This window comes from Micromonospora gifhornensis (assembly GCF_016863515.1).
GTDB classification, from domain to species: Bacteria; Actinomycetota; Actinomycetes; order Mycobacteriales; family Micromonosporaceae; genus Micromonospora; species Micromonospora gifhornensis.
Window position 1 is genome coordinate 38948 of sequence record NZ_BOPA01000014.1, and the last position, 21949, is coordinate 60896.

General features: G+C 72.3%; 19 protein-coding genes. 13 read left to right on the plus strand and 6 right to left on the minus strand.

Annotation, left to right across the window (positions count from 1 at the left end):
• The first annotated feature begins 27 nt into the window (after positions 1–27).
• The 4 genes from rfbA to Vgi01_RS08405 all read left to right on the plus strand — a co-directional run bounded on the left by rfbA (position 28) and on the right by Vgi01_RS08405 (position 3208).
• A complete protein-coding gene (rfbA, locus tag Vgi01_RS08390; protein WP_102659838.1) occupies positions 28–927 on the plus strand; it encodes a glucose-1-phosphate thymidylyltransferase RfbA in 900 nt (299 codons plus the stop codon).
• Positions 924–1538 carry a dTDP-4-dehydrorhamnose 3,5-epimerase family protein gene (locus tag Vgi01_RS08395; RefSeq protein WP_102659839.1) on the plus strand — a complete coding sequence of 205 codons (615 nt, stop codon included), beginning with the start codon at positions 924–926 and terminating at the stop codon, positions 1536–1538. The genes rfbA and Vgi01_RS08395 overlap by 4 nt, the downstream gene beginning before the upstream one ends.
• 71 nt (positions 1539–1609) lie before the next feature.
• A complete protein-coding gene (pafA, locus tag Vgi01_RS08400; protein WP_102659840.1) occupies positions 1610–2968 on the plus strand; it encodes a Pup--protein ligase in 1359 nt (452 codons plus the stop codon).
• A gap of 54 nt (positions 2969–3022) precedes the next feature.
• The gene (locus Vgi01_RS08405) at positions 3023–3208 is read left to right on the plus strand and encodes a hypothetical protein (protein ID WP_102659841.1); all 186 of its coding nucleotides are present in this window, start codon (positions 3023–3025) and stop codon (positions 3206–3208) included.
• Between the two features lie 74 nt (positions 3209–3282).
• Here Vgi01_RS08405 and Vgi01_RS08410 read toward each other — a convergent pair whose 3' ends face one another.
• Positions 3283–4380: a DUF3866 family protein gene (locus tag Vgi01_RS08410; protein ID WP_204290614.1), complete on the minus strand. Its 1098-nt coding sequence runs from the start codon at positions 4378–4380 to the stop codon at positions 3283–3285.
• Between the two features lie 231 nt (positions 4381–4611).
• Between Vgi01_RS08410 and Vgi01_RS08415 the strand changes: the two genes are divergently transcribed.
• From Vgi01_RS08415 to Vgi01_RS08445, 7 genes are all read left to right on the plus strand, one after another.
• A complete protein-coding gene (locus Vgi01_RS08415; protein WP_102660886.1) occupies positions 4612–5658 on the plus strand; it encodes a helix-turn-helix transcriptional regulator in 1047 nt (348 codons plus the stop codon).
• Positions 5659–5710: 52 nt separating this feature from the next.
• Entirely contained in the window at positions 5711–6715 is a 1005-nt protein-coding gene (locus tag Vgi01_RS08420; RefSeq protein ID WP_102660887.1) for a helix-turn-helix transcriptional regulator, read from the plus strand.
• Positions 6716–6724: 9 nt separating this feature from the next.
• Positions 6725–6973 (plus strand): hypothetical protein, encoded by a 249-nt coding sequence (locus Vgi01_RS08425; RefSeq protein WP_102660888.1) that lies wholly within the window; start codon positions 6725–6727, stop codon positions 6971–6973.
• A gap of 224 nt (positions 6974–7197) precedes the next feature.
• Entirely contained in the window at positions 7198–7485 is a 288-nt protein-coding gene (gene tatA, locus Vgi01_RS08430; protein ID WP_102660889.1) for a Sec-independent protein translocase subunit TatA, read from the plus strand.
• Positions 7486–7503: 18 nt separating this feature from the next.
• Positions 7504–8454 carry a twin-arginine translocase subunit TatC gene (gene tatC, locus Vgi01_RS08435; protein WP_102660890.1) on the plus strand — a complete coding sequence of 317 codons (951 nt, stop codon included), beginning with the start codon at positions 7504–7506 and terminating at the stop codon, positions 8452–8454.
• A 451-nt stretch (positions 8455–8905) separates the two neighbouring features.
• Positions 8906–9511, plus strand: a complete 606-nt coding sequence (locus Vgi01_RS08440) for a response regulator transcription factor (protein WP_239088837.1) — start codon at positions 8906–8908, stop codon at positions 9509–9511.
• Between the two features lie 100 nt (positions 9512–9611).
• Positions 9612–10190, plus strand: a complete 579-nt coding sequence (locus Vgi01_RS08445; RefSeq protein WP_102660892.1) for a response regulator transcription factor — start codon at positions 9612–9614, stop codon at positions 10188–10190.
• 118 nt (positions 10191–10308) lie between these two features.
• Here Vgi01_RS08445 and Vgi01_RS08450 read toward each other — a convergent pair whose 3' ends face one another.
• From Vgi01_RS08450 to lanKC, 4 genes are all read right to left on the minus strand, one after another.
• A complete protein-coding gene (locus tag Vgi01_RS08450) occupies positions 10309–12087 on the minus strand; it encodes an ATP-binding cassette domain-containing protein (protein ID WP_204290615.1) in 1779 nt (592 codons plus the stop codon).
• Positions 12084–13811, minus strand: a complete 1728-nt coding sequence (locus tag Vgi01_RS08455; protein ID WP_204290616.1) for an ABC transporter ATP-binding protein — start codon at positions 13809–13811, stop codon at positions 12084–12086. The genes Vgi01_RS08450 and Vgi01_RS08455 overlap by 4 nt, the downstream gene beginning before the upstream one ends.
• Before the next feature lie 74 nt (positions 13812–13885).
• The gene (locus Vgi01_RS08460) at positions 13886–14005 is read right to left on the minus strand and encodes a SapB/AmfS family lanthipeptide (RefSeq protein WP_013734295.1); all 120 of its coding nucleotides are present in this window, start codon (positions 14003–14005) and stop codon (positions 13886–13888) included.
• Positions 14006–14011: 6 nt separating this feature from the next.
• Positions 14012–16612, minus strand: a complete 2601-nt coding sequence (gene lanKC / locus Vgi01_RS08465; protein ID WP_239088838.1) for a class III lanthionine synthetase LanKC — start codon at positions 16610–16612, stop codon at positions 14012–14014.
• A gap of 339 nt (positions 16613–16951) precedes the next feature.
• On the opposite strand from lanKC, the gene Vgi01_RS08470 reads away from it, so the two are divergent.
• Positions 16952–17878 (plus strand): diacylglycerol kinase, encoded by a 927-nt coding sequence (locus Vgi01_RS08470; RefSeq protein ID WP_204290618.1) that lies wholly within the window; start codon positions 16952–16954, stop codon positions 17876–17878.
• Between the two features lie 383 nt (positions 17879–18261).
• Here Vgi01_RS08470 and Vgi01_RS08475 read toward each other — a convergent pair whose 3' ends face one another.
• The gene (locus tag Vgi01_RS08475) at positions 18262–19011 is read right to left on the minus strand and encodes an HAD family hydrolase (protein WP_373306907.1); all 750 of its coding nucleotides are present in this window, start codon (positions 19009–19011) and stop codon (positions 18262–18264) included.
• 86 nt (positions 19012–19097) lie between these two features.
• On the opposite strand from Vgi01_RS08475, the gene Vgi01_RS08480 reads away from it, so the two are divergent.
• Complete coding sequence (locus tag Vgi01_RS08480) at positions 19098–21875, plus strand: DEAD/DEAH box helicase (RefSeq protein WP_102659585.1); 2778 nt, start codon at positions 19098–19100, stop codon at positions 21873–21875.
• Positions 21876–21949: the final 74 nt, after the last annotated feature.

Here is a 21949-nt window from a genome sequence, read left to right on the forward strand (position 1 = left end):
GCCCGAGCTGTCGGTACGCTTCCGCGGGTGCGTGGAATATTGCTTGCCGGTGGGACCGGATCGCGGCTCTGGCCGATCACCCGGGCGGTGTCGAAGCAGCTGATGCCGGTCTTCGACAAGCCGATGATCTACTACCCGCTCTCCACTCTGGTGATGTCCGGGGTGCGCGAGATCCTGGTGATCACCACGCCGGAGGAGCAGGCGCAGTTCCGGCGCCTGCTCGGCGACGGCAGCCAGTTCGGGCTGCGGCTGGAGTACGTCGCCCAGCCCCGGCCGGAGGGCATCGCCCAGGCGTTCGTACTCGGCGCGGACTTCATCGGCGACGAGAGCGTGGCGCTGATCCTCGGCGACAACATCTTCCACGGCGTCGGTCTCGGTCGACAGCTCGCCGCCGCCGGTGACCCGGTCGGCGGACGGATCTTCGCCTATCCGGTGGCGAACCCGCAGGAGTACGGGGTGGTGCACTTCGCCCCGGACGGCCGGGTGCTGTCGATCGAGGAGAAGCCGGACAAGCCCCGATCCCGGTACGCGGTGCCCGGCCTGTACTTCTACGACAACCGGGTGGTGGAGATCGCGCGTGGCCTCACTCCCAGCAACCGTGGCGAGTTGGAGATCACCGCGGTCAACGAGGCGTACCGCCGCTGGGGTGAGCTGTCGGTGACCGTCCTGGACCGGGGTACCGCGTGGCTGGACACCGGCACCTTCACCTCGCTGATGCAGGCCGCCGAGTTCGTCCGGGTGATCGAGGAACGGCAGGGTATGAAGATCGGCTGTATCGAGGAGGTCGTCTGGCGGGCCGGGCTCATCGACGACGACCAGTTGCGGGCCCTGGCCGAGCCGCTGACCAAGAGCGGGTACGGCGACTACCTGCTCGACCTGCTCGCCGGTGAGCGCCACGAGCTGATCAGCCCGGGAGAGGTGCGATGAAGCTGCGACAGTTGGGCATCGAGGGCGCCTGGGAGATCACGCCACAGCAGCACGGTGACTCCCGAGGACTCTTCCTGGAGTGGTACCGCTTCGACCGGCTCGCCGAGGAGGTCGGTCATCCGCTGCGGCTGGCCCAGGGCAACCTGTCGGTCAGCGCCCGCCACGTGGTGCGCGGCATCCACTTCGCCGACGTGCCACCCGGCCAGGCGAAGTACGTGACGTGTGTGCGCGGCGCGGTCCTGGACGTGGTGGTGGACCTGCGGGTCGGCTCGCCCACCTTCGGCCAGTGGGAGAGCGTGCGCCTCGACGACGTGGACCGGCGGGCGGTCTACCTCGCCGAAGGGCTCGGCCACGGCTTCTGCGCGCTGACCGACGACGCCACCCTGAGCTACCTCTGCTCGACCACCTACAACCCGACGGCCGAACATGCGGTGCACCCGCTGGACGAGGAGCTGGGCATCGAGTGGCCGACCGGCACACCGCTGCTGTCCGCCCGCGACGCCGCCGCGCCGCGCCTGGCCCAGGTGCGCGCGGCAGGGCTGCTGCCGGAGTACGAAACGTGCCGACGGCACGCCGCCGAGCTGGACGCCGAGACGCCCGGCGGGTGCTGACGTCGCGAATGCGGCAAGCGTACGTGTCACGACAGTGACGAATCAGGGCTCCGTACGGCTAATGTCTCATCATGGAACGGCGAATCTTCGGTCTGGAGACCGAGTACGGCGTCACCTGCACCTACCGCGGACAGCGCAGGCTGTCCCCCGACGAGGTAGCCCGGTACCTCTTCCGCCGGGTCGTGTCCTGGGGCCGGTCGAGCAACGTCTTCCTGCGTAACGGCGCTCGGCTCTACCTGGACGTCGGCTCGCACCCGGAGTACGCCACCCCGGAATGCGACTCCGTCATCGACCTGGTGGCCCATGACCGGGCCGGTGAGCGCATCCTGGAAGGGCTGCTCATCGACGCGGAGAAGCGGCTGCACGACGAGGGCATCGCGGGCGAGATCTACCTGTTCAAGAACAACACCGACTCGGCCGGCAACTCGTACGGCTGCCACGAGAACTACCTGGTCTCCCGGCACGGGGAGTTCGGCCGGCTGGCCGACGTGTTGATCCCGTTCCTGGTCACCCGGCAGTTGATCTGTGGCGCGGGCAAGGTGCTGCAGACTCCACGCGGCGCGGTGTACTGCCTGTCGCAGCGCGCCGAGCACATCTGGGAGGGGGTCTCCTCGGCCACCACCCGCAGCCGTCCGATCATCAACACCCGCGACGAGCCGCACGCCGACGCCGAGCGGTACCGCCGGCTGCACGTCATCGTCGGCGACTCCAACATGAACGAGGTCACCACGCTGCTGAAGGTCGGCAGCGCCGACATCGTGCTGCGGATGATCGAGGCCGGGGTGGTGATGCGCGACCTCACCCTGGAGAACCCGATCCGGGCCATCCGGGAGGTGTCGCACGACATCACCGGCCGACGGAAGGTGCGACTGGCCTCGGGTAAGGAGATCAGCGCCCTGGAGATCCAGCAGGAATACCTGGCCAAGGCGACCGAGTTCGTCGAGCGCCGTGGCGGCGACCAGACCGCCAAGCGGGTGGTCGAGCTGTGGGGCCGGGTGCTGCGGGCGGTGGAGACCGGCGACCTGGAACCGGTCTCCCGGGAGATCGACTGGGTGACCAAGCTGCGGCTGATCGAGCGCTACCAGCGCAAGCACGACCTGCCGCTGTCGCACGCCCGGGTGGCGCAGATGGATCTCGCCTACCACGACCTGCGCCGGGGTCGGGGCCTCTACGCCCTGTTGGAACGGCGCGGCGACGTGGATCGGGTGGCCACGGACCCGGAGATCTTCGAGGCGAAGGAGACGCCGCCGCAGACCACCCGGGCGCGGCTGCGTGGGGAGTTCATCCGGCACGCCCAGGAAAAGCGGCGGGACTTCACCGTCGACTGGGTGCACCTGAAGCTCAACGACCAGGCGCAGCGCACCGTGCTCTGCAAGGACCCGTTCCGGGCGTACGACGAGCGGGTCGAGCGGCTGATCGCCAGCATGTGACCGGCTGCACCGGGCCCGTCCGCTCCGGACGGGCCCGGGTACGCTGGCCGGACCATGTTGCCTTCCGAACCTCCCACCCCCGGCGCCCAGCGGCAGGGCTGGCTCGAACGCCGCCGCGACAAGGTCCGCGCCGAGATCGAGCGCAATCGCCGAGGCGAGCACACCGTCCCGACCTGGGTGCTGGCGGCAGCGCTGGCACTGATCGTCGGCGCCTGGCTCGCCTTGATCATCCTCGCCTGAGGCGTAAGGAAGGGCACCTTGTTAACGCCTGCGGTAGAGCAGGGGCCCCCTTTTAACGCGTACGCCCGGTCAGCTCAGGCTGTGCCGCTGCCGAGCAGGCGGGCGGCGTGCCGACCGGCGGCGGCGGCGGCCAGGAAGTAGGCGTGATCGGCGTCGAGCCCGCGGCCCATCGTCGACAGCGGCACCGGACTGCGCCGCAACGCGGCGTCCAACCCGGCGGTGTCCACCCGCAGCACGGTGTGCCGGTCGGCGAGCGGCACCAGCGCGGCGTCGACCTCGGCGGCCAGCGCCGGGTCCAGACCGTCGGGAACCACCAGCTCCGCGCGGGCCAGCGCCACCCGGCCGTACGCGGTCAGGCTGTGATGCGACACGCCACGGTGCCTCGGCCGCGGGTCGGCGTCGGAGATGCGCAGCGAGCCCACCGGCCGGCCGCCCAGCGTGGCGATCGCGTTGACCGCCTCACCCATCGCCACGCCGGAGAAGCCCCACCGGGTACCGGTGCCGAGGTTTCCCGGGCCCTGCGCCACCACCGCCACGTCGGCGTGCAGCACGTGCCGGGCGGCGAGCAGGCCGCTGTGCAGCGTCGACGCTTCCAGGTCACCGCCGAACGCCTGCCCGACGCTGATCGTGCCGACCAACTCGTCGCGCAGGGCGGACAGCGTCCGGGAGAACCAGGCGGGCAGCGCCCCACCATCGGTGAGCAGGTACGCCACCCGGGCCTGCGGGGCGTCAGCGCGGATGCCGGCGAGGATGGCCGGCAGCGCCGAGTGCAGGTCGGCGGTCACCACCGGCAGGCCGCCCAGATCCTCGGCGCTGGCCAGCACCTCGTGATGCGGTGACGCCTCCTCGTCGACGCCGAGCAGGATCGGCTGCAACGGGGTGTACCGGGCTTTCACCAGATGGCCGGCGTCGCGACTGTCGAGCGCCTGCGGCGGATCCGGCGGCAGCCGGTCCGGTACCGCCACGACCAGGGCGTACCCGCCGGTGCCCAACCCCATCAGCAGCGCCCCGGCGTTGAGCAGCACCCGGTCGCCCACCTCCGGCACGCCCACCAGCTCCGGGTACGCCAACGCCCGCATCGACGTCCCGTCGACGAGCGTGACATCCAACTCCACGGCACCCACCCACCGCCGCCGTACCCCCGCCACCGTCCCCACCCGCCACCGCACCATGCCCCGCACGCTAACCCACCCCCTCCCTCCGCCACCCCACCCCCGTCCGCCCCCGCCCGCCCCGCCCCGCCCTCCGACCCGTGGATCTTGCACTTCTTGTCGGGGCATAACATGTCAAAAGGGGTGAGTTGGCGACGGGAAGTGCAAGATCGGCGGGGTTGGATGAGGGAGGGGGTTGACGTGTCGGCGGGGGTGCGTGTGGGGGGTGGGTTGGCTGCTAGCGTCTACGGGGTGTCGCGCAGCCGCACCGAACGCCTGGTCAACCTGGTGATCTGTCTGCTGTCTACGCGGCGGTTCCTGACCGCCGCGCAGATCGCCGCGACCGTGCCCGGTTACGAGCACGATCCGGACGACGCCCGTGAGCACGAGGCGTTCCAGCGCAAGTTCGAGCGGGACAAGGCCGAGCTGCGGGAGTTGGGCGTGCCGCTGGAGACCGGCACGGCGAGCGCCTTCGACACGGAGCCGGGATATCGGATCGCCCGCAGGGAGTACGCCCTCCCGGAGATTCCGCTCAAACCCGACGAGGCCGCCGCGGTGGGCATCGCTGCCCGGCTGTGGCAGCACGCGGGGTTGGCGGCCGCCGCGTCGTCCGGCCTGGCGAAGCTACGTGCGGCCGGCGTGGACGTGGATCCCCATGCCACCCTCGGGCTCGAACCGATGGTCAACGTCGATCCGGCGTTCGCGCCGCTGACGGCCGCCGCCCGGGACCGGCGCGAGGTCCGCTTCGACTACCGGGTACCGGACCGGGACGCACCCGATCGCCGGCGACTCCAGCCGTGGGGCGTGGTCTGCTGGCGGGGACGCTGGTACGTGGTCGGCCACGACCTGGATCGTGACGCCACCCGCTGTTTCCGGCTGTCCCGGGTGGTCGGCCAGGTGCGCGCCACGGGTACGCCGGGCGCCTACCAGCCGCCCGTCGGTGTCGACCTGATCAGCCACGTGGCACGCTGGTCCGGCCCGACCGAACACACCGGACGGGCCACCGTGCTCGTCACTCCCGGGCGGGCCGCCGGGCTGCGTCGGGTGGCCGTCGAGGTGACTCTCGGGCCGGAGGCGGACCGCCTGGTCCTGCCGTACACCGACGTGGATCTGATCGCCAGTCACCTGGTCGGCTACGGACCCGAGGTGCGGGTGCTGGACCCACCGGAGGTGCGCGACGCGGTCATTCAGCGCCTCAAGGAGATCGCCGCCCACCACGACCTCCCGCCCGCCGTCCCGGTACGCGCGAGGAGTGAGCTTGCGAGCCCGGCAGTCGCGAACGGAAGGTCTGACCGGTGAGCGCGAGGAGTGAGCTTGCGAGCCCCGCAGTCGCGAACGGAAGGTCCAACCGGTGAGTGTGAAGGCTGGCACGCGGACCTCTGCCGACCGGTTGGCGCGGCTGCTCAACCTGGTGCCGTACCTGCTCGCCCGGCCCGGCATCGAGATCGCCGAGGCGGCCGGCGATCTCGGGGTGACCGAGCGGCAGTTGCGGGAGGACCTGGAGCTGCTCTGGGTCTGTGGTCTGCCGGGTTACGGTCCGGGCGACCTGATCGACATGGCTTTCGACGGCGACCGGGTGACCATCACCTACGACGCGGGTATCGACCGGCCGCTGCGGCTCACCCCGGACGAGGCGCTCGCCCTGGTCGTCGCGCTGCGGATGCTGGCCGAGACCCCCGGGGTGGCCAACCGGGAGGCCGTCGAGCGGGCCCTGGCGAAGATCGAGGATGCCGGCGGCGACCTGGTGGCGGCGCCGGTCGAGGTACGGCTGCCCGGTGACGCGCGCCGGGTCGAGCAGTTGCGGGCCGCGGTGGAGGGTGGGCGCGCGTTGCGCATCACCTACTACACCCGGGCGCGCGACGAGACCACCGAGCGGGTGATCGACCCGCTGCGGATGCTGATGGCCGGTGGTCGGGCGTACGTCGAGGCGTGGTGCCGGCGGGCCGAGGCGGTACGGCTGTTCCGGGCCGACCGCATCGACGCGGTCACCGAGTTGGACGAGCCGGCCGTGGTGCCGCCGCAGGCCCGCCCCCAGGATCTCAGCGAGGGCGTGTTCCGCCCCTCGCCGGACCTGCCGCTGATCACGTTGCGGATCGGTCGGGGCGAACGGTGGATCACCGAGTACTACCCGTGCGAGCGGGTGGAGTCCGACGGTGAGCGGTGGGTGGTCTCGTTGCGGGTCACCGATCTCGGCTGGGCCCGACGGTTCGTGCTGGGCCTGGGCTCGGAGGTCACCGTGCTGGCCCCGGCGGAGCTGGCCGAGCAGGTCCGGGACACGGCGGTGGCGGCGCTGGAGGCGTACGCGAGGCCGGTGCCGGCCGGCGCGGACCCGGCGGCGGCGGTGCCCAGGCAGTAGGCTGACGCCGTGCTGAAGTGGATCGTGCTCGCGCTGGTGCTGGTGCCGTTGGTCGTCCTCGCGCTGGCGGTCCGTCCGCTACTCGCCCGGTTGCCGCAGCTGCGTCGGGCCGCGGTGCGCCTGCAACGGCGGGCCGACGAGGCGGCGGCGTTGGGCGTGGCCGCGGAGAGCCTGCAGCAGCGGGCCGAAGGGTTGCAGGGGCGGCTGGAGACGACCCAGCGTCGCCTCGCCGTGATCAGGGCCCGCCGAGGCGACTGAGCTGCGGTGCTGTGGATGTGGGCAGCCACGCCGATCGTTCGCGCAGCGGGACCGGCTTTCGGTCCGAAGATCGGAGTCAACTGGTTGACGAGACGCTTGCGGGTGGCTGAGACTTCACCCGCCGGAACGGATCCACCACCGCCCCGGTGGGTGGCAACAGCTCTCGTCGCACGTACGATGGGCTGCGGAACCACCCCCGTTGACACAAGCGACTGGAGCTTCACATGGGTGCCCTCAGGCCCTGGCACATCGCCGTACTCGTGGTCGTGATGATCCTGCTCTTCGGCGCGAAGCGGCTCCCGGACGCGGCGCGTTCCCTGGGTCGTTCGCTGCGCATCATCAAGGCCGAGACCAAGAGCCTGGCTGACGACGACGACCGCGACCTGGCCGGCAAGGCCGACGCTCAGGCCGGCTACCAGCCGCTCGCGCCGCAGCCCCCGCAGCAGCAGCCGTACCAGGGCACGGTGCAGCAGCCGGTCGTCGACCCGGTGCAGCGCGTCCGCGACAACTGAGCGAGGGGCCCGACCACCGTGGCCTTCGCCCTGCGTAAGCGTGGCCCGAGCAAGTTCGAACGGGCCGCCGACGGCTCGATGACGCTCGTCGAGCACTTCCGCGAGCTGCGTTCCCGGCTGTTCCGGGCGTCGCTGGCGATCGTGGTCGGGCTGATCGCCGGCTTCGCGCTCGCCCAGCCGGCGTTCAACCTGCTCAAGCAGCCGTACTGTCGACTGCCGGGCATGATGGTCGACGGCGACTGCCAGCAGTTCCTGATGCTGGCCCCCGCCGACGGCTTCATTCTCAAACTCAAACTGGCGCTCTGGATCGGGCTGATCATCGGCGCCCCGGTCTGGCTCTACCAGTTGTGGGCGTTCATCGCGCCCGGCCTGCACCGGCACGAGCGCAAGTGGGCGTACGTCTTCGTCACGATCGCGGCGCCGCTGTTCGCCGCCGGCGCGGTGCTCGCCTACTTCGTGGTCGACAAGGGCCTGGCGTTCCTGCTGGAGGCCGGTGTCACGGGCACCGACTCGCAGCTCGAGGTGACCCGCTACATCAGCTTCGTCACCACCATGATCCTGCTGTTCGGGGTGGCCTTCGAGTTCCCGCTCACCCTGCTGATGCTCAACTTCACCGGGGTGGTCAGCGCCAAGCGGCTGCTGAGCTGGTGGCGGGTGGTGGTGTTCATCTGCTTCGCGTTCGCGGCGGTGGCAACGCCCGACCCGGGCCCGTTCGGGATGACGCTGCTGGCGCTCTGCCTCAGCCTGCTCTACTTCATCGCGGTCGGGGTGGCGTTCCTCAACGACCGGCGCAAGGGCCGCGGCAAGGAGGTCTACGCCGGCATCGGCGACGACGAGGCCTCCCCGCTGGAGGTCGACCGCGACCAGGTGGCGGCGGGACAGCCGGTGGAGGCGGTCAGCCCGATCGAGGCACCGGAGCCGATCACCGCGCCCAAGCCGATCGAGCGGCGCTACGACGACGTGACCTGACGGTCGCCGAGGTGACCCGTCCGCGCCTGTGATGCAGCGGGCGGGTCGCCTGCTGTTGGCAGCCATGCGCTGCGACGGGCTCCTAGCGCATGGCTCACTGCCTGTCAGCGATGCAGTCGGTAATCCGTCACCGGGCCTACTCGGCGCAACAGACGGGTAATGACGCCTTAACGATGTGTTGTCGCACTTCGACGAGGAAGGTCGTTGCCACGTGCGCCGTACGTTGCGTTATCGCTCGCCGACTTGACCTGCTCGTGCACGGGTGACGACGACCGCGTGTGTCCCGGCCGTGTGGTGGTGAGCCAGCTGCCCGCACGTCCGTCGGTAGCCGCCCGGCTCGTTGTGGCACCCGTGTCCTGCGAAGAATCCGGCCTAACCCCATGCTGCCCATGGGAGTCCCATCAGCGGGACCACGACGGCGGCGGGTGCGTTCCCCGATCGGAGCCAGGTATTGATTCGCGTCGTCGTCGCCGAGGAGATGAGTCTGCTGCGCAGCGCGCTCTGCGTAGCGCTGTCGAGCGAGGATGAGATCGAGGTGGTGGCCCAGGTGGCCCGGGCGTTGGACCTGTCCGACGTCCTGCGACGGCACCGCCCTGACGTCGTACTGGTGGACCTGGCCTCGGAGGTCGCGCCGTCGGTCGAGGTGGTCGCCGAGATCGCGGGTGCGGCACCCGACGCCGCGGTGCTGGCGATGGGCCGCCGGTGGAGTCCGACGGTGGTCGGGGATCTGCTGGCGGCCGGAGCGCACGGGCTGATCGGCATGGACGCGCCGGTGGAGGCGCTGGTCGGGGCGGTACGGGAGGTGGCGACCGGCGGACGGGTGATCGACGCCGAGGTCGCCGTGACCGCGCTGATGCCCCCGGGTAGCCCGCTGACCCGTCGGGAGGCGGAGGTGCTGCGGGTCGCCGCCGAAGGGCTGCCGCTCAAGGAGATCGCCCGCCGTCTCTTCCTGGCGCACGGCACGGTGCGCAACCATCTGTCGGCAGTGATGCGCAAGACGGGTGCCCGCAACCGGATGGAGGCGGTATGGCAGGCCCGCCGCCACGGCTGGATCTAGGCCCTTCGGGCGGCCGGAGACACCGTGAGCCGTACTGACCGGTACGTGTTTAAATGCTGACGGTTCGTGATCCGCCTGGCGATCTCCGGGAAGGTCCACCGTGATCCGTACCCTGCTTGCCCTCGACGGTGCTCTGGTCCGTGGCGCGCTCTCCCTCGTGCTCACCGCCGAGGCGGACATCAGCGTGGTGGCGGAGGTGGACCGGGGAGACGGTCTGGCCCGGTTGATCAGGGCCCGGCGTCCCGATGTGGCGGTCATCGATCTCGACCTGGTCGGCACGGCCACCGTCGCGGGGTGGTGTCCGTTGCTGGTACTCGTCGACAAGCGTCGCGCACGCCGCCTGCACCGGGTCCTCGTGCCGGGGCGTCCCCTCGGCATCCTCGGCAGGGACGTCGCCCCGTACCGGGTCCTGGACGGGGTCCGGCGGCTCGCGCGCGGGGAGTCGGTGATCGATGCCGAATTGGTGATGGCGGCGTTGACCCGGGCAAGCCCGCTCACCTCCCGGGAGACCCAGATTCTCGATCTGACCGCAGCGGGCGCTCCGGTCGCGGAGGTCGCCCGGGCCCTCGGTCTCGCGCCGGGCACGGTCCGCAATCACCTCGGTCGGATCACCCGCAAGGTCGGTGCCCGCACCAGGGTGGAGGCGGTCCGGGTGGCCCACGAGGCGGGCTGGATCTGACCGCCCGGAACGTCGGTGGGCGTGGAGTTGCCGTCCGGGACCGAGATCCGGCTTCAGGTGGCCGTGCGAGCCGGCGACGGCGACGGCGGCGGGGCGACGGAGCGGCGGCGGTCGGCGGTCATGTCCGGGTGAGCGGCCGGTGGGCCGGGATGGTCAGTTCCTGCCAGTGGCCGACCAGTTCCTGGTAGGTGGGGGAGCGGCGCAACAGTTCCTCGTGGCTGCCGGCCAGGGGCCGGTCGTCGTCGAACACCAGCACCCGCCGGGCGCGGATCGCCGAACTGATCCGGTGTGCGATCACCACCAGGGTGCCGGGGCGGCGGGCGAACGCCTCTTCCACAGTGGCCTCCAGCATCGGGTCGAGGTGGCATGTCGCCTCGTCGAGGATGACCAACGGTGCCGGGGCCAGGTAGGCCCGGACCGCGGCGATGAGCTGCCGTTCCCCGGCCGAGAGGCGACCGGGCTCGACCTCGGCCGCCAGGCCGCCGAGACGCTCGACCAGCGGCCCGGCCCCGAGCGCGTCCAGTGCGGCCGCCACCGTCTCCTCGTCGGCGTCCGGGCACAGGTACCGCAGGTTGTCGGCGAGGGTGCCGGAGCGGACGTACGCCTCCTGCGGCACCAGCACCCGCAGCCGGGCCAGTGTCTCCGGCGCAACGGCGGCGACCGCCGTGTCGGCCAGGTGCACGCTGCCGGAATCCGGCGGCACCAGCCCGGCGATCAGCGCGGCCAGGGTGGACTTGCCGGCGCCGCTCGGCCCGACCACGGCCAGGTGCTCACCGTCGGCCACGGTCAGGGTGAAGTCGGCGAGGATCGGCCGGGCGTGCGGGCCGTACCGGAAGGTCAGCCCGCGGACCCGCACCGCCGGCACCACGCCGCCCTCCGCCGTGCCGCCCTCCGCCGTGCCGCCCTCCGCCGTGGCGGCGTTTCGACCGGCGGCGGTGTTCGGGTCGGTCGGCGGGCAGCTGCGCAGGATCCGGTCGAGGGTGACGGCGTAGCGCAGGCCGCCACCGCCCACGCCCTGCACCAGGGCGTGCAGGGCGGGTTGCAGCCCGGTGGTGACGTAGACCAGCGCGCCCAGCACCGCACCCGTGCTGAGGCCGCGCCCCACCAGCCACGGCGCGGCCAGCAGCAGGACCACCACCGGCAGCCAGCCGCCCAGCCCGAGACTGAGGGAGCGCAGCGCCGCCATCCGGGCCAGCGTCCGTTCGGCGTCGGCCTGAGCCACGACCCGCCGGTCGACCACAGCCACGACCCGCTCCTGCCCACCGCAGGCGATCACGTCACGATGCCCGGCCAACGTGGCGGCCGCCGACCGGCCGAGTTCCTCACCGGCCGCCACCTGAGCCCGCTGGTGGGCGACCATCGACGGCAACGCCGCCGCGAACACGACCAGCCCGAGCACCAGCGGCGCGGCCACCGCCGCGGCCAGCGGCGGCGACAGGGAGAGCAGACCGAGCAGCGCCGCACCGGCGGTGAACAGGAAACCGCGGACCACCAGCAGCAGCCCGCCGAAGGTGTCCCGGACCACCTCCACCTGCTGGGTCAGCCGGGCCACGGCGGCGCTGTCCGGGCGACCACCGGCCCGGGTGGCCTCGCGCAGCGCACCGTCGACCACCCGGGCTGCCAACTCGTCGCGGAACGGCTCCACCACGGCACCGAGACTGCGGTACACCCGCCCGGTGGCGACCGCCCCGACCAGCACGGCAACGGCCAGCCCGGCCAGCCACACCAGGCCGGTGCCGAACTCGCCGGCCAGGAAACCCCGATCGACCGCGCGGGCCACGATCAGGCCGCTGAGCAGCGCCGGCAGGGACTCGGCCACCGACCAGGCAGCCAGTCGCCCCAGCGGGCGGCGGCGGGCCCGCAGGGCAGCCCAGGTGGTGCGGCGTACGCCGATCATCGGAGGTCACCACCGGGGGTGAAGACCGCCCGGTAGTCCGGGTCGGCCCACAGCCGGCGGTGCGGCCCCACCGCCCGAACCCGGCCGCCGTCGAGCCAGGCGACCAGGTCGGCCGTGGCCGCCGTCGCCGCACGGTGGGTCACCACCAGCCGGGTACGACCGCCGACCCCCTCGGTCACCGCCCGGCTGATCCGGTGCTCGGTGGCGGTGTCCAGGCTGGACGTGGCGTCGTCGAGGATCAGCAGCCGCTGCGCCGGGAACGCGCGGGCCAACCCGATCCGCTGTGCCTCACCGCCGGACAGCGGCGCCTCGGTCAGCCGGGTGCGGAACCCGTCGGGCAGGCGGTCCACCACGTCGGCCACCTGAGCGGCCCGCGCCACGGCCAGCACCTCGGGGGTCGCCGGGGCGGCGCCGGCGGGCGGGCCGGCCGATTCGTCGGGCAGGGCGAGACCGATCGCGTCATGCACCGTGTCGCCGACCAGGACCGGGCGGTCGAACGCCTGCCCGACGCCCCGGCGCAGTGCTCCCGGGCTCAACCGGTGCAGCGGCACCCCGTCCAGCAACACCTCACCGGCGTCCGGGTCGTGCAGTCGGCCCGCCACGGCGGCCAGGGTCGACTTGCCGACGCCGGAACGCCCGACGACGGCGAGCGTGGCACCGGCCGGCACCAGCAGGTCGATGCCCCGCAGCACCGGCCGCCCGTCCCCGCTGCGCACGCCGACACCGCACAGCCGCAGCTCACCCTGGCCGGACGGTAGGGGCTCGTCGCCGTACCGGCGGGTCGGGTGGGCCAGGGGTTCGGCGATCCGGTTGGCGGCCGCCCGGGCGCGTACCAGCCGGTGGAGCGTGGCCAGCACCGCGCCCAGTCCGGCGCCGAGGGCCGCGTACTGCATCGCGGCGACCAGTTGCCCGGGGGTGAGCCAGCCGACGGTGAGCGCGTACCCGCCGACGGCCACGACGGCCGCCTGCAACAGCGGACCCACGGCTGCGGTACGGGCGCTCGCCCGGGCCAGCAGCCGCCAGCCGAGCTGCCCGTACCCGCGCAGTTCCGGTAGTGCGCTCAGCACCCGCTCGCGTTCCTGGTCGACGGTTGCCGCGGCGGCGATGGTGCGGGCCCCGCCGAGCGCCTCCAGCAGCCGCCCGGCGATGGCACCCAGCACGCGCTGGTATCCGGTCACGGCGGCGGAGGCGTCGGTGACGAAGGCCCGCATGAGCACCGCGAGCACCGCCAGCCCGCCGAGGAGGGTGAGCCCCAGCAGCGGCTCGATCAGGGTGAGCGCCACGACGCTGCCGACCGGGGGCAGCAGCGCGACCACACCGAACACCACGGCGGTCCCCGCCTGCCCGGCGTCGGTGGCCTGACCGACGAGCCGGCCGACCAGGTCACCCACCGGGTAGCGGCGGACGGTGCGTACGTCGCAGGCGAACAGGTGACGCAGCAGCCGCCGACGCAGCAGGGCGGTGGCCCGGGCCGCGCCGTAGCCGGCGGCGACGTCACCGAGGATGTCGGTGGTCAGGAGGATCACGACGAGCGCGCAGGCGACGGCCGGCCACCAGGAGGCCGTACCGCCCACGGCGGCGTCGACGGCGAACCCGAGGGACGCCGGCAGAGCCAGTTCGGCGGCGGCGCCGATCAGCGCCACCACGGTGAGCAGGCCGGTCCAACCGCCGCCGTCACGGACCACCCGGCGCAGCAGCCGGTCGGGGCCGGTCGGTGTCGGCATCGGACCTCCCGCGAGAAAGACGTGCGGCCCTGGGCGGGTACATCGCCCCGCCCAGGGCCTCGCGTGGCGACCCGTCAGTTGCAGGTCGTGACGGACAGCGAGCTGTCGCCGCAGAGCAGCAGGCTCGCCCGGCTGCCACCGCCGGTGCGGTCGGCGGGGGCCATCTCCAGGCCCTGAAGGTCGAGAAGCGCCATGTCGTGTCACCTCCTCCCGTGCTTGTCGGGTTGGTCGGTTCCCCTCGCATCGGCGAGGGTGTCGGTGGCGCCCGTCAGGGGCGCGAGGAACGGCAACGTCACCGCCGTGTCGGGTCGGGCGGCGGCCAGTGCCAGCAGGACGCCGGCGGTGCCGGTGCCGAGGTCCATGGACAGCCGCAACAGCTGCTCGCCGGGGAAGGCGACCCCGTCGGCGTACGGCAGGGCGTGCCAGGCGAGGCGTCGCACCTGCGCGGTCAGTTCCGTGGACAGCTCCGGATCGTCCGGGTACGCCGCGAGGTAGGCGACGATGCCCGCCCGCCCGGCGAAGAGGCCGGACTGCGCGTAGAACGGGGACCTGGCGGCCCGACGGACACCGGCGCTCGCTTCGGCGAACCGCTCGTCGGCGCGGTGCCGCAGGTACTGGTCGAGCACCAGTCCGATGCCGACACTGCCCTGCCCCAGGTAGGGCATGGTGCGCCAGCCCTCGTTGACCTCCAGCGCGCCGTCGGGGCGTACCACACAACGGTGCAGGTCCTGCCGCAGCGCGGTGGCGGCGTGCTCCAGCAACTGCGGATCGCCGGTCAGCTCGTACAGCCGTATCAGCATCAGGGCCGGTCCGGTACGGCCGCGCAGCAGTCCCGCGTACGGGTGCCGGCCGCCGCTGACGTCGGACTCCGGTGCGTCGGCGAGTTGCGCGATCACCCGGTCGGCGGCCCGCCAGGCGGCGTCGCGAAGGGTGGTCTCACCGGTGCGTCCGGCCAGCTCGGCGAGGTTGAGCGCGATCCCGGACAGGCCGCCGGCCAGGCTGTGGTCCAGCCCGTCCCACGGTTGCCGCAGACAGATGTCGAGCACGTCGAGGGCGTCCTGCCGGCGATCCAGCTGCTCCAGGGCGTACGCGACGCCGTGCAGGCCGTCGTAGAAACCGCAGCGGGTGCCGGCGGCGGGCGAGGTGGCCCGGCGTACCAGCCACCGTTCGTGTTCCGGCCGGCGTCCGGCGCCGCTGAGGTGCAGCGCGTACAGGACTCCGGCGGCGCCGTGGGCGAGGTTGAGCCCACCGCTGCGGAACTGCTCGATGTCGCCGGGGAAGAGTCGGTCGTCGCGCTCAGGTGTCGCGCTGGCCAGGATCGCCCGGGCCAGTCGGTCGCGGTGCGAAGGTCCGACGTCGACGGTGAGATCGGGTCGGTCTTCCGCTGCTGCCGGGCTGTCGCCGGTGATCTGAGCGACGGCGGCGTCCAGGAGTGCTCCGGGCACCGGGAACCGGGCGGCGATCACGTCCGCCAGGTGTGCGGTCTTGGCCGGTACCAGCCGGAACAGTTGGGTCAGCGGCAGGAACAGGGCCAGGCGCAGGCAGGCCAGGGCGTAGTGGTCGACAGCGGGACCGGTGCGGTCGCGGGGTGCGGCGAAGCCCTGGTTGCGCAGGCCGGGCCGGCGATGCCCGTCGATCGGGGCGGCAACCTCGAAGTCGACAAGGGCGATCCGGTCGTCCGGGCGGACCATCACGTTGAACAGGTGCAGGTCGCCGTAGACGAGGCCACGTTCGTGGATGGCCTGGACGACCTCCTCGACCTGCCGGTGGATGTCCAGCGCCCAGCGCGTGTAGGCGGCGCGGTCGGCGTCGGTGGCGTCGGCGTCGATGAGCGGGTACCTGTCGACGAGCACCTTGTTCAGCGCCCGGCCCTCGATGAACTCCAGGGCCAGGAACCGGTGCTCGCCGAGGGTGAACTCGTCGTGCACCCGGGGCACCTGCGGGAGGTCGGCGAGTCGACGCAGCGCCGCTGCCTCGCGGCTCAGGCGGGCCACCGCGTCGGTGCCGTCGGCGTCCAGACCGGCGTACGGTCGTGCCTCCTTGAGTACCACCTGCGTGTCGGTACGCAGGTCCCGGCCGATGTAGAGGCCACCGCCGTTGGAGAAGTGGATGACCTTCTCGACCCGGTACGGCACCTCGTCGGTGCTTGTGGCGTTGCGGGCGGCCAGGTGCGGCGCGAGGAAGTCGGGCAGGCTCACCCAGGACGGTACGTGGAAGACCGGGTCACGCCGGTCGGGCACCAGAGCGCCGTTGTCGTCCTCGATCGCCGGGACGACCTGGCCGTCGGCGGAGTGGCAGTAGCGGGCGGCGAAGCCGCCGTAGCGTACGTACACCGGGCCGGCGCCGTAGCGCAGGTCGCTGAGGATGTACGGACCGGACTCGCCGGTGAGCAGTTCGTCGAGCTCCTTGCAGACCAGTTCCAGTTCGGCGTCGTCATGCGGGTAGACGGTGACGAACTTGCCGCTGGCCGCCCGGGAGGCGTACTTGGAGTTGCGCAGCAGCAGGGTGCGGGGGCCGCGGAGGAACTTGAACGACAGTCCACGCGGGACGCAGTAGTTCCAGACGGCGTCCAGCACCTGCTCGGCGTTGTCCAGGGTCGCCGACACGTGGATCTTCCAGCCCTGTTGCGGCAATGAGCCGCCGTCAGGGGCGTAGATCAGCCAGTCGTCGAGCGGCTCGGTGCGCCAACCCTCGGGCAGGGACCGCCGGGCCGCCGCGAAGGTGGGCTCTGCGGCGGCGTTGCCCAGCGAGTCGTAGAAGTGTCGGTCGGCGGCGCAGTAGCTGTCGTAGCGATCGTCCACCGTGACCACTCCCTCCGCCGATCGGCTGAGCCCTCGGTCTTGCTGGCTGATATGAGTTTGTCTATTCGGCCTATGGCGCTTCCAGTGTGATCAGTCATGACGTGAGGTGTGTGCCACACTCTTGGCCGTGACAAATGTCAGGCGGGTCCCGGGCGACGGCGGTGGGTGCGACCCCTCGCGGTGCGGGCCGACGCGACCGAGAGCCCGGGTCGTGCGTGTCGGCGGTGAAGACGCCGCCGACCTGCGTCTGGCGGCGAGGGCTCAGCAGCAGCCGGGACGGATGCGGCGTACGCCGTGACACCTGACGACGACCCCGCAGCCGTCGATCGGCCGGCCGCCGTGACACCTGACGTTCACCCCGCAGCCGTCGATCGGCCGGTCGCGGTACTGGCCAACCCCACTGCAGGTCGGGGGCGGCACCGGCGACTGCTACCCGAGGTGCTGGACCGCCTGTCGGCGGGTGGACACCCGGTGCGGGTGCTGGAGGCGTACACCCGTGGCCAGGCCGAGGCCGCCTGCCGCGAGGCCGTGGCCGACGGAGCGGCGGCACTGGTCGCGGTGGGTGGCGACGGCACGGTGCACGTGGCCCTGCAGGCGGTGGCCGGCACCCGGGTGCCGTTCGGCGCGGTGCCGGCCGGCACCGGCAACGACTTCGCCGTCGAGACCGGTTTCCCGGCCGATCCACTGACGGCCGTGGACACCATCGCGACGGCGTTGCGGGACGGCCGTTCCCGCCCCGTCGACCTGGCCCGGATCACCACGGCGACCGGCGAACGCCGCTGGTTCGGCGCCGTGCTCGCGGCCGGCTTCGACGCGATCGTCAACGAACGGGCCAACCGGATGCGCTGGCCGCGCGGCCCTCGCCGGTACGACCTGGCGATCCTGGTGGAGTTGGCCCGGTTGCGCCCGCGTCGCTACACGCTGCGCCTCGACGGCGAAACCCACGAACTGGACGCCGCGCTGGTGGCCGTCGGCAACTGTGCGTCCTACGGCGGCGGCATGCGAATCTGCCCGGACGCCGACCCGACCGACGGACTGCTCGACGTCGTGGTGGGCGGGCGGTTCAACCGGCGCATGCTGATCCGCGAGAAGCCGAACATCTACCACGGCACCCACATCCACCACCCGCTGGTGCGCAGCTACCGAGCGCGCACCGTGGAGATCGCCGCACCCGACATCACCACCTACGCCGACGGCGAACGCTGCCTCCCCCTCCCGATCACCATCACCGCCACCCCCGCCGCCCTCCACATCCTCCTCCCCTAACCACCCACCCCACCCCCGCCGCAGCCCACCCACCCTCCCCACCCGCGCGCCCCTCCCAGCCCTGCCCCGCGATCTTGCACTTTCGGTCGCGGAATAACGGGCGTATGCCCTATATCGGCGACCAGAACTGCAAGATCGCGGGGGCGGGTCCAAGGTCGCGGGGGCGGTGCAAGATCGCGGGCGGCGCCCCTTGCGGGCCCCTCGCGTCGCTCGCGGCTCTCTCGGCCCCGCGATCTTGCACTTTCGGTCGCGGAATAACGGGCGTATGCCCTATATCAGCGACCAGAAGTGCAAGATCGCGGGGGCGGTCCCAGGTCGCGGGAACAGTCCAGGCCGCGGGTGCGGGGTGCAAGTGTGCGGGGGGTGGGGTGGGGGGTGGGGGGTTACGGGGTGGTGAGGGGGAGGATGGAGCCTAGGCCGTTGGGGCGGCCTACGTCGGCGGCGGGGAGGACCAGCGCGGCGCAGCCGGCCGCCACTGCTCCCGCGTCGGCCGGGGTGTCGCCGACCATGAGGGCGTGCTCCGGGTCGACGCCGAGCATTCCGCAGGCGCGCCAGAAGATCGCCGGGTCCGGCTTGCAGCGACCCACCTCGTACGAGAGGACGAAGGCGTCGACCAGGTCGGCGAGGCCCCAGGCGGCGAAGTGGGGGCGGATGTCGAAGCCGATGTTGCTGACCACCGCCACCCGTACGCCGGCCGCCCGTAGGGCCGCCAGGGTGGGCGCGGTGTCCGGGTACGGTACCCAGCCCTCGGGCGTCAGCACCCGCTCGTAGAGGGCGTCGGCGAAGCCGTCGATGCCCGCGTCGACCGTGGCGGCCAGCCCGGTGTACGCGCCCCGGTGGGCGTGCTCGTAGAGATCCCGGTCGGCCCACAGCTCGGCCAGCTGCGGTGGCACCCGGGCGGGCAGCGGCCCGCCGGCCCGACCTGCGGTGAGCAGCCGGTCGGCCAGCGAGGTGGCCCGGACCCGGTCAAGGTCCACACCACACGTGGCGGCGGCGGCCAGGACCCACTCGCGGGGCTCCTCCACCTGGGCGAGCGTGCCGTGGAAGTCGAGCAGTACCGCCTCCACCGGACGGCGGGACGGCGTCGGCTGGACATCACGTACGGAGTCGGTCGGTTCGGCATGATCCGGCACGTGCTGCACCCTACCGACCCCCTCCGACCCGGCTGGCGGTCGGCCTTGCCGGGTACCTGTCAGGCGTACGGACTAATCTTGAGAACATGTCGAGCCCCGCCGAGCGGTACGCCGCGGCGCGCCGCCGGGCCGCCCAGGCCTCACAGTTCCCGGCGCTGGAAGAATTCACCTCCGATATCGGGTTCGACCTGGACGATTTCCAGCGTGAGGCGTGTCAGGCGCTGGAACGGGGCAGCGGCGTGCTGGTGTGCGCGCCCACCGGCGCCGGCAAGACCGTGGTCGGCGAGTTCGCCGTACACCTGGCGTTGCGCGGCACGCCCGGCAAGCCGGCACCGACCGACGGCGCGCGGCGCAAGTGTTTCTACACCACGCCGATCAAGGCGCTGTCCAACCAGAAGTACCACGATCTGGTCGACCGCTACGGTGCCGAGCAGGTCGGGCTGCTCACCGGTGACAACGCCATCAACGGCGACGCTCCGGTGGTGGTGATGACCACCGAGGTGCTGCGCAACATGCTCTACGCCGGCTCGGCCACGCTCGAAGGCCTGGCGTACGTGGTGATGGACGAGGTGCACTACCTCGCCGACCGGTTCCGGGGCGGGGTGTGGGAGGAGGTCATCATCCACCTGCCCGCCTCGGTCACCCTGGTGTCGCTGTCGGCGACCGTGTCCAACGCGGAGGAGTTCGCCGACTGGCTGATCACCGTGCGGGGCGAGACCACGGTGGTGGTCAGCGAGCACCGGCCGGTGCCGCTGTGGCAGCACATGCTGGTCGGCAAGCGGATGTTCGACCTGTTCCACGACGCGGCCGCCGCCCGTAAACACGACGTGCACCCGGAGTTGCTGCGCTACACCCGGGAGACGGTCCGCCGTCTCGACCTGGGCGAGGGGCGCGCCGCCGGCTGGGGTGGGCGGCGGGGACCGCGCTGGCGTGGGCCGTCGCGGCCGGACATCGTCGAGCGGCTGGACCGCGAGGGGCTGCTGCCGGCGATCCTGTTCATCTTCAGCCGGGCCGGTTGCGCCGCCGCCGTGCAGCAGTGCCTGGCCGCCGGGCTGCGACTGACCTCGCCCGAGGAACGGGCCGAGATCCGTCGGGTGGTGGAGTCCCGGGTGACCGCCATCCCCGGCGAGGACCTGTCGGTGCTGGGCTACTGGGAATGGCTCGACGGCCTGGAGCGTGGGCTGGCCAGCCACCACGCCGGGATGTTGCCGGTGTTCAAGGAGGTCGTCGAGGAGTTGTTCGTCCGAGGGCTGGTCAAGGCAGTCTTCGCCACCGAGACCCTGGCCCTGGGCATCAACATGCCGGCCCGCTGCGTGGTGCTGGAGCGCCTGGTCAAGTACAACGGCGAGGCGCACGTCGACCTGACGCCGGGGGAGTACACCCAGCTCACCGGGCGGGCCGGGCGGCGGGGCATCGACGTGGAGGGGCACGCCGTCGTGGTGTGGTCCCCGGAGACCGACCCCCGGCACGTGGCGGGTCTGGCCTCGACCCGCACGTACCCGCTGCGGTCCAGCTTCCGGCCCTCGTACAACATGGCGGTCAACCTGGTCGGCAGCGTCGGCGCCGACCCGGCCCGAGCGTTGCTGGAGTCCTCGTTCGCCCAGTTCCAGGCGGACCGGTCGGTGGTCGGCCTGGCCCGGCAGGTGCAGCGCAACACCGAAACCATCGAGGCGTACGGCGTGGAGGCGGAGTGCCACCACGGTGACTTCGACGAGTACTTCGCGTTGCGGGTGTCCATCGCCGACCGGGAGCGGGCGATCGCCCGGCAGGGTCAGAGCCAGCGTCGGGCGGCGGCGGTGGCCGCGTTGGAGCGGCTGCGTGTCGGTGACGTGATCCGGGTGCCGTCGGGTCGGCGTGCCGGCCTGGCCGTGGTGCTCGACCCGGCCGCCGGTGGGTTCAGCGAGCCGCGTCCGCTGGTGCTGACCCAGGATCGCTGGGCCGGGCGGATCAGCCCCGGCGACTTCACCACGCCGGCCGAGGTGCTGGCCCGCATCCGGGTGCCCAAGCACTTCAACCCCCGTAACCCGGCGGCCCGTCGTGACCTGGCGGCGCAGGTCAGCGGCACCGGCCTGGACCGGCACAGCCGTCGAGGCGCCCGGGGCCGGCAGTCGGGCGAGGACCACCAGCTCACCCAGTTGCGGGCCGAGTTGCGGCGACACCCCTGTCACGCCTGCCCGGAGCGGGAGGAGCACGCCCGTTGGGCGGAGCGTCGTCGCCGGCTGGAGCGCGACACCGAGGAGTTGCGTGAGCGGGTGGCCGGGCGGACAGGATCGCTGGCGCGTACCTTCGATCGGATCGTCGCCCTGCTCACCGCCCGGGGCTATCTCACCGCCGAGGGCGAGGTGACCGACGCCGGGCGGATGCTGGGACGGATCTGGACCGAGGCCGACCTGCTGGTGGCGGAGTGCCTACGTCGGGGGGTCTGGGACGGGATGTCGCCTGCCGAGTTGGCCGCCGCGGTCTCGGTGGTGGTCTTCGAGGCACGGCGTGACGTCGACGAACGGGCGTCCCTGCCGCGCGGTCCGGTCGCCGAGGCGGTCGACGCGACGTTGAAGCTGTGGAGCGAGATCGAGGCCGACGAGGCCGCCCGTGGTCTGACCGTCACCCGCGAGCCGGATCTGGGTTTCGCCTGGCCGATCTACCGGTGGGCCCGGGGCGAGGCGTTGGCCAAGGTGCTGGCCAGTGGACACGAACTCGACGGCGAGATGCCGGCCGGTGACTTCGTCCGCTGGGCTCGTCAGGTGGTGGACCTGCTCGGTCAGGTCGCCGACTCCGGTGGCGCCTCGGCGGACCTTCGGGCCACCGCCCGGCAGGCGATCGGTGTCGTCAACCGGGGTGTGCTCGCCTACCACGCACCGGCCTGATCCGGCTTCGTCACTCAACGTAAGGTCGAGTCGGGCTGGCGGTGAGGTCACCGAACGGCAACGGTTCGCATCCG

Coding starts and splice junctions, on each gene's coding strand:
- Vgi01_RS08395 (WP_102659839.1), top strand. CDS start 924: ATGAAGCTGCGACAGTTGGGCATCGAGGGCGCCTGGGAGATCACGCCA.
- Vgi01_RS08480 (WP_102659585.1), top strand. CDS start 19,098: ATGTCGAGCCCCGCCGAGCGGTACGCCGCGGCGCGCCGCCGGGCCGCC.
- pafA (WP_102659840.1), top strand. CDS start 1,610: ATGGAACGGCGAATCTTCGGTCTGGAGACCGAGTACGGCGTCACCTGC.
- Vgi01_RS08410 (WP_204290614.1), bottom strand. CDS start 4,380: ATGGTGCGGTGGCGGGTGGGGACGGTGGCGGGGGTACGGCGGCGGTGG.
- Vgi01_RS08455 (WP_204290616.1), bottom strand. CDS start 13,811: ATGCCGACACCGACCGGCCCCGACCGGCTGCTGCGCCGGGTGGTCCGT.
- Vgi01_RS08405 (WP_102659841.1), top strand. CDS start 3,023: ATGTTGCCTTCCGAACCTCCCACCCCCGGCGCCCAGCGGCAGGGCTGG.
- Vgi01_RS08460 (WP_013734295.1), bottom strand. CDS start 14,005: ATGGCGCTTCTCGACCTTCAGGGCCTGGAGATGGCCCCCGCCGACCGC.
- Vgi01_RS08450 (WP_204290615.1), bottom strand. CDS start 12,087: ATGATCGGCGTACGCCGCACCACCTGGGCTGCCCTGCGGGCCCGCCGC.
- tatA (WP_102660889.1), top strand. CDS start 7,198: ATGGGTGCCCTCAGGCCCTGGCACATCGCCGTACTCGTGGTCGTGATG.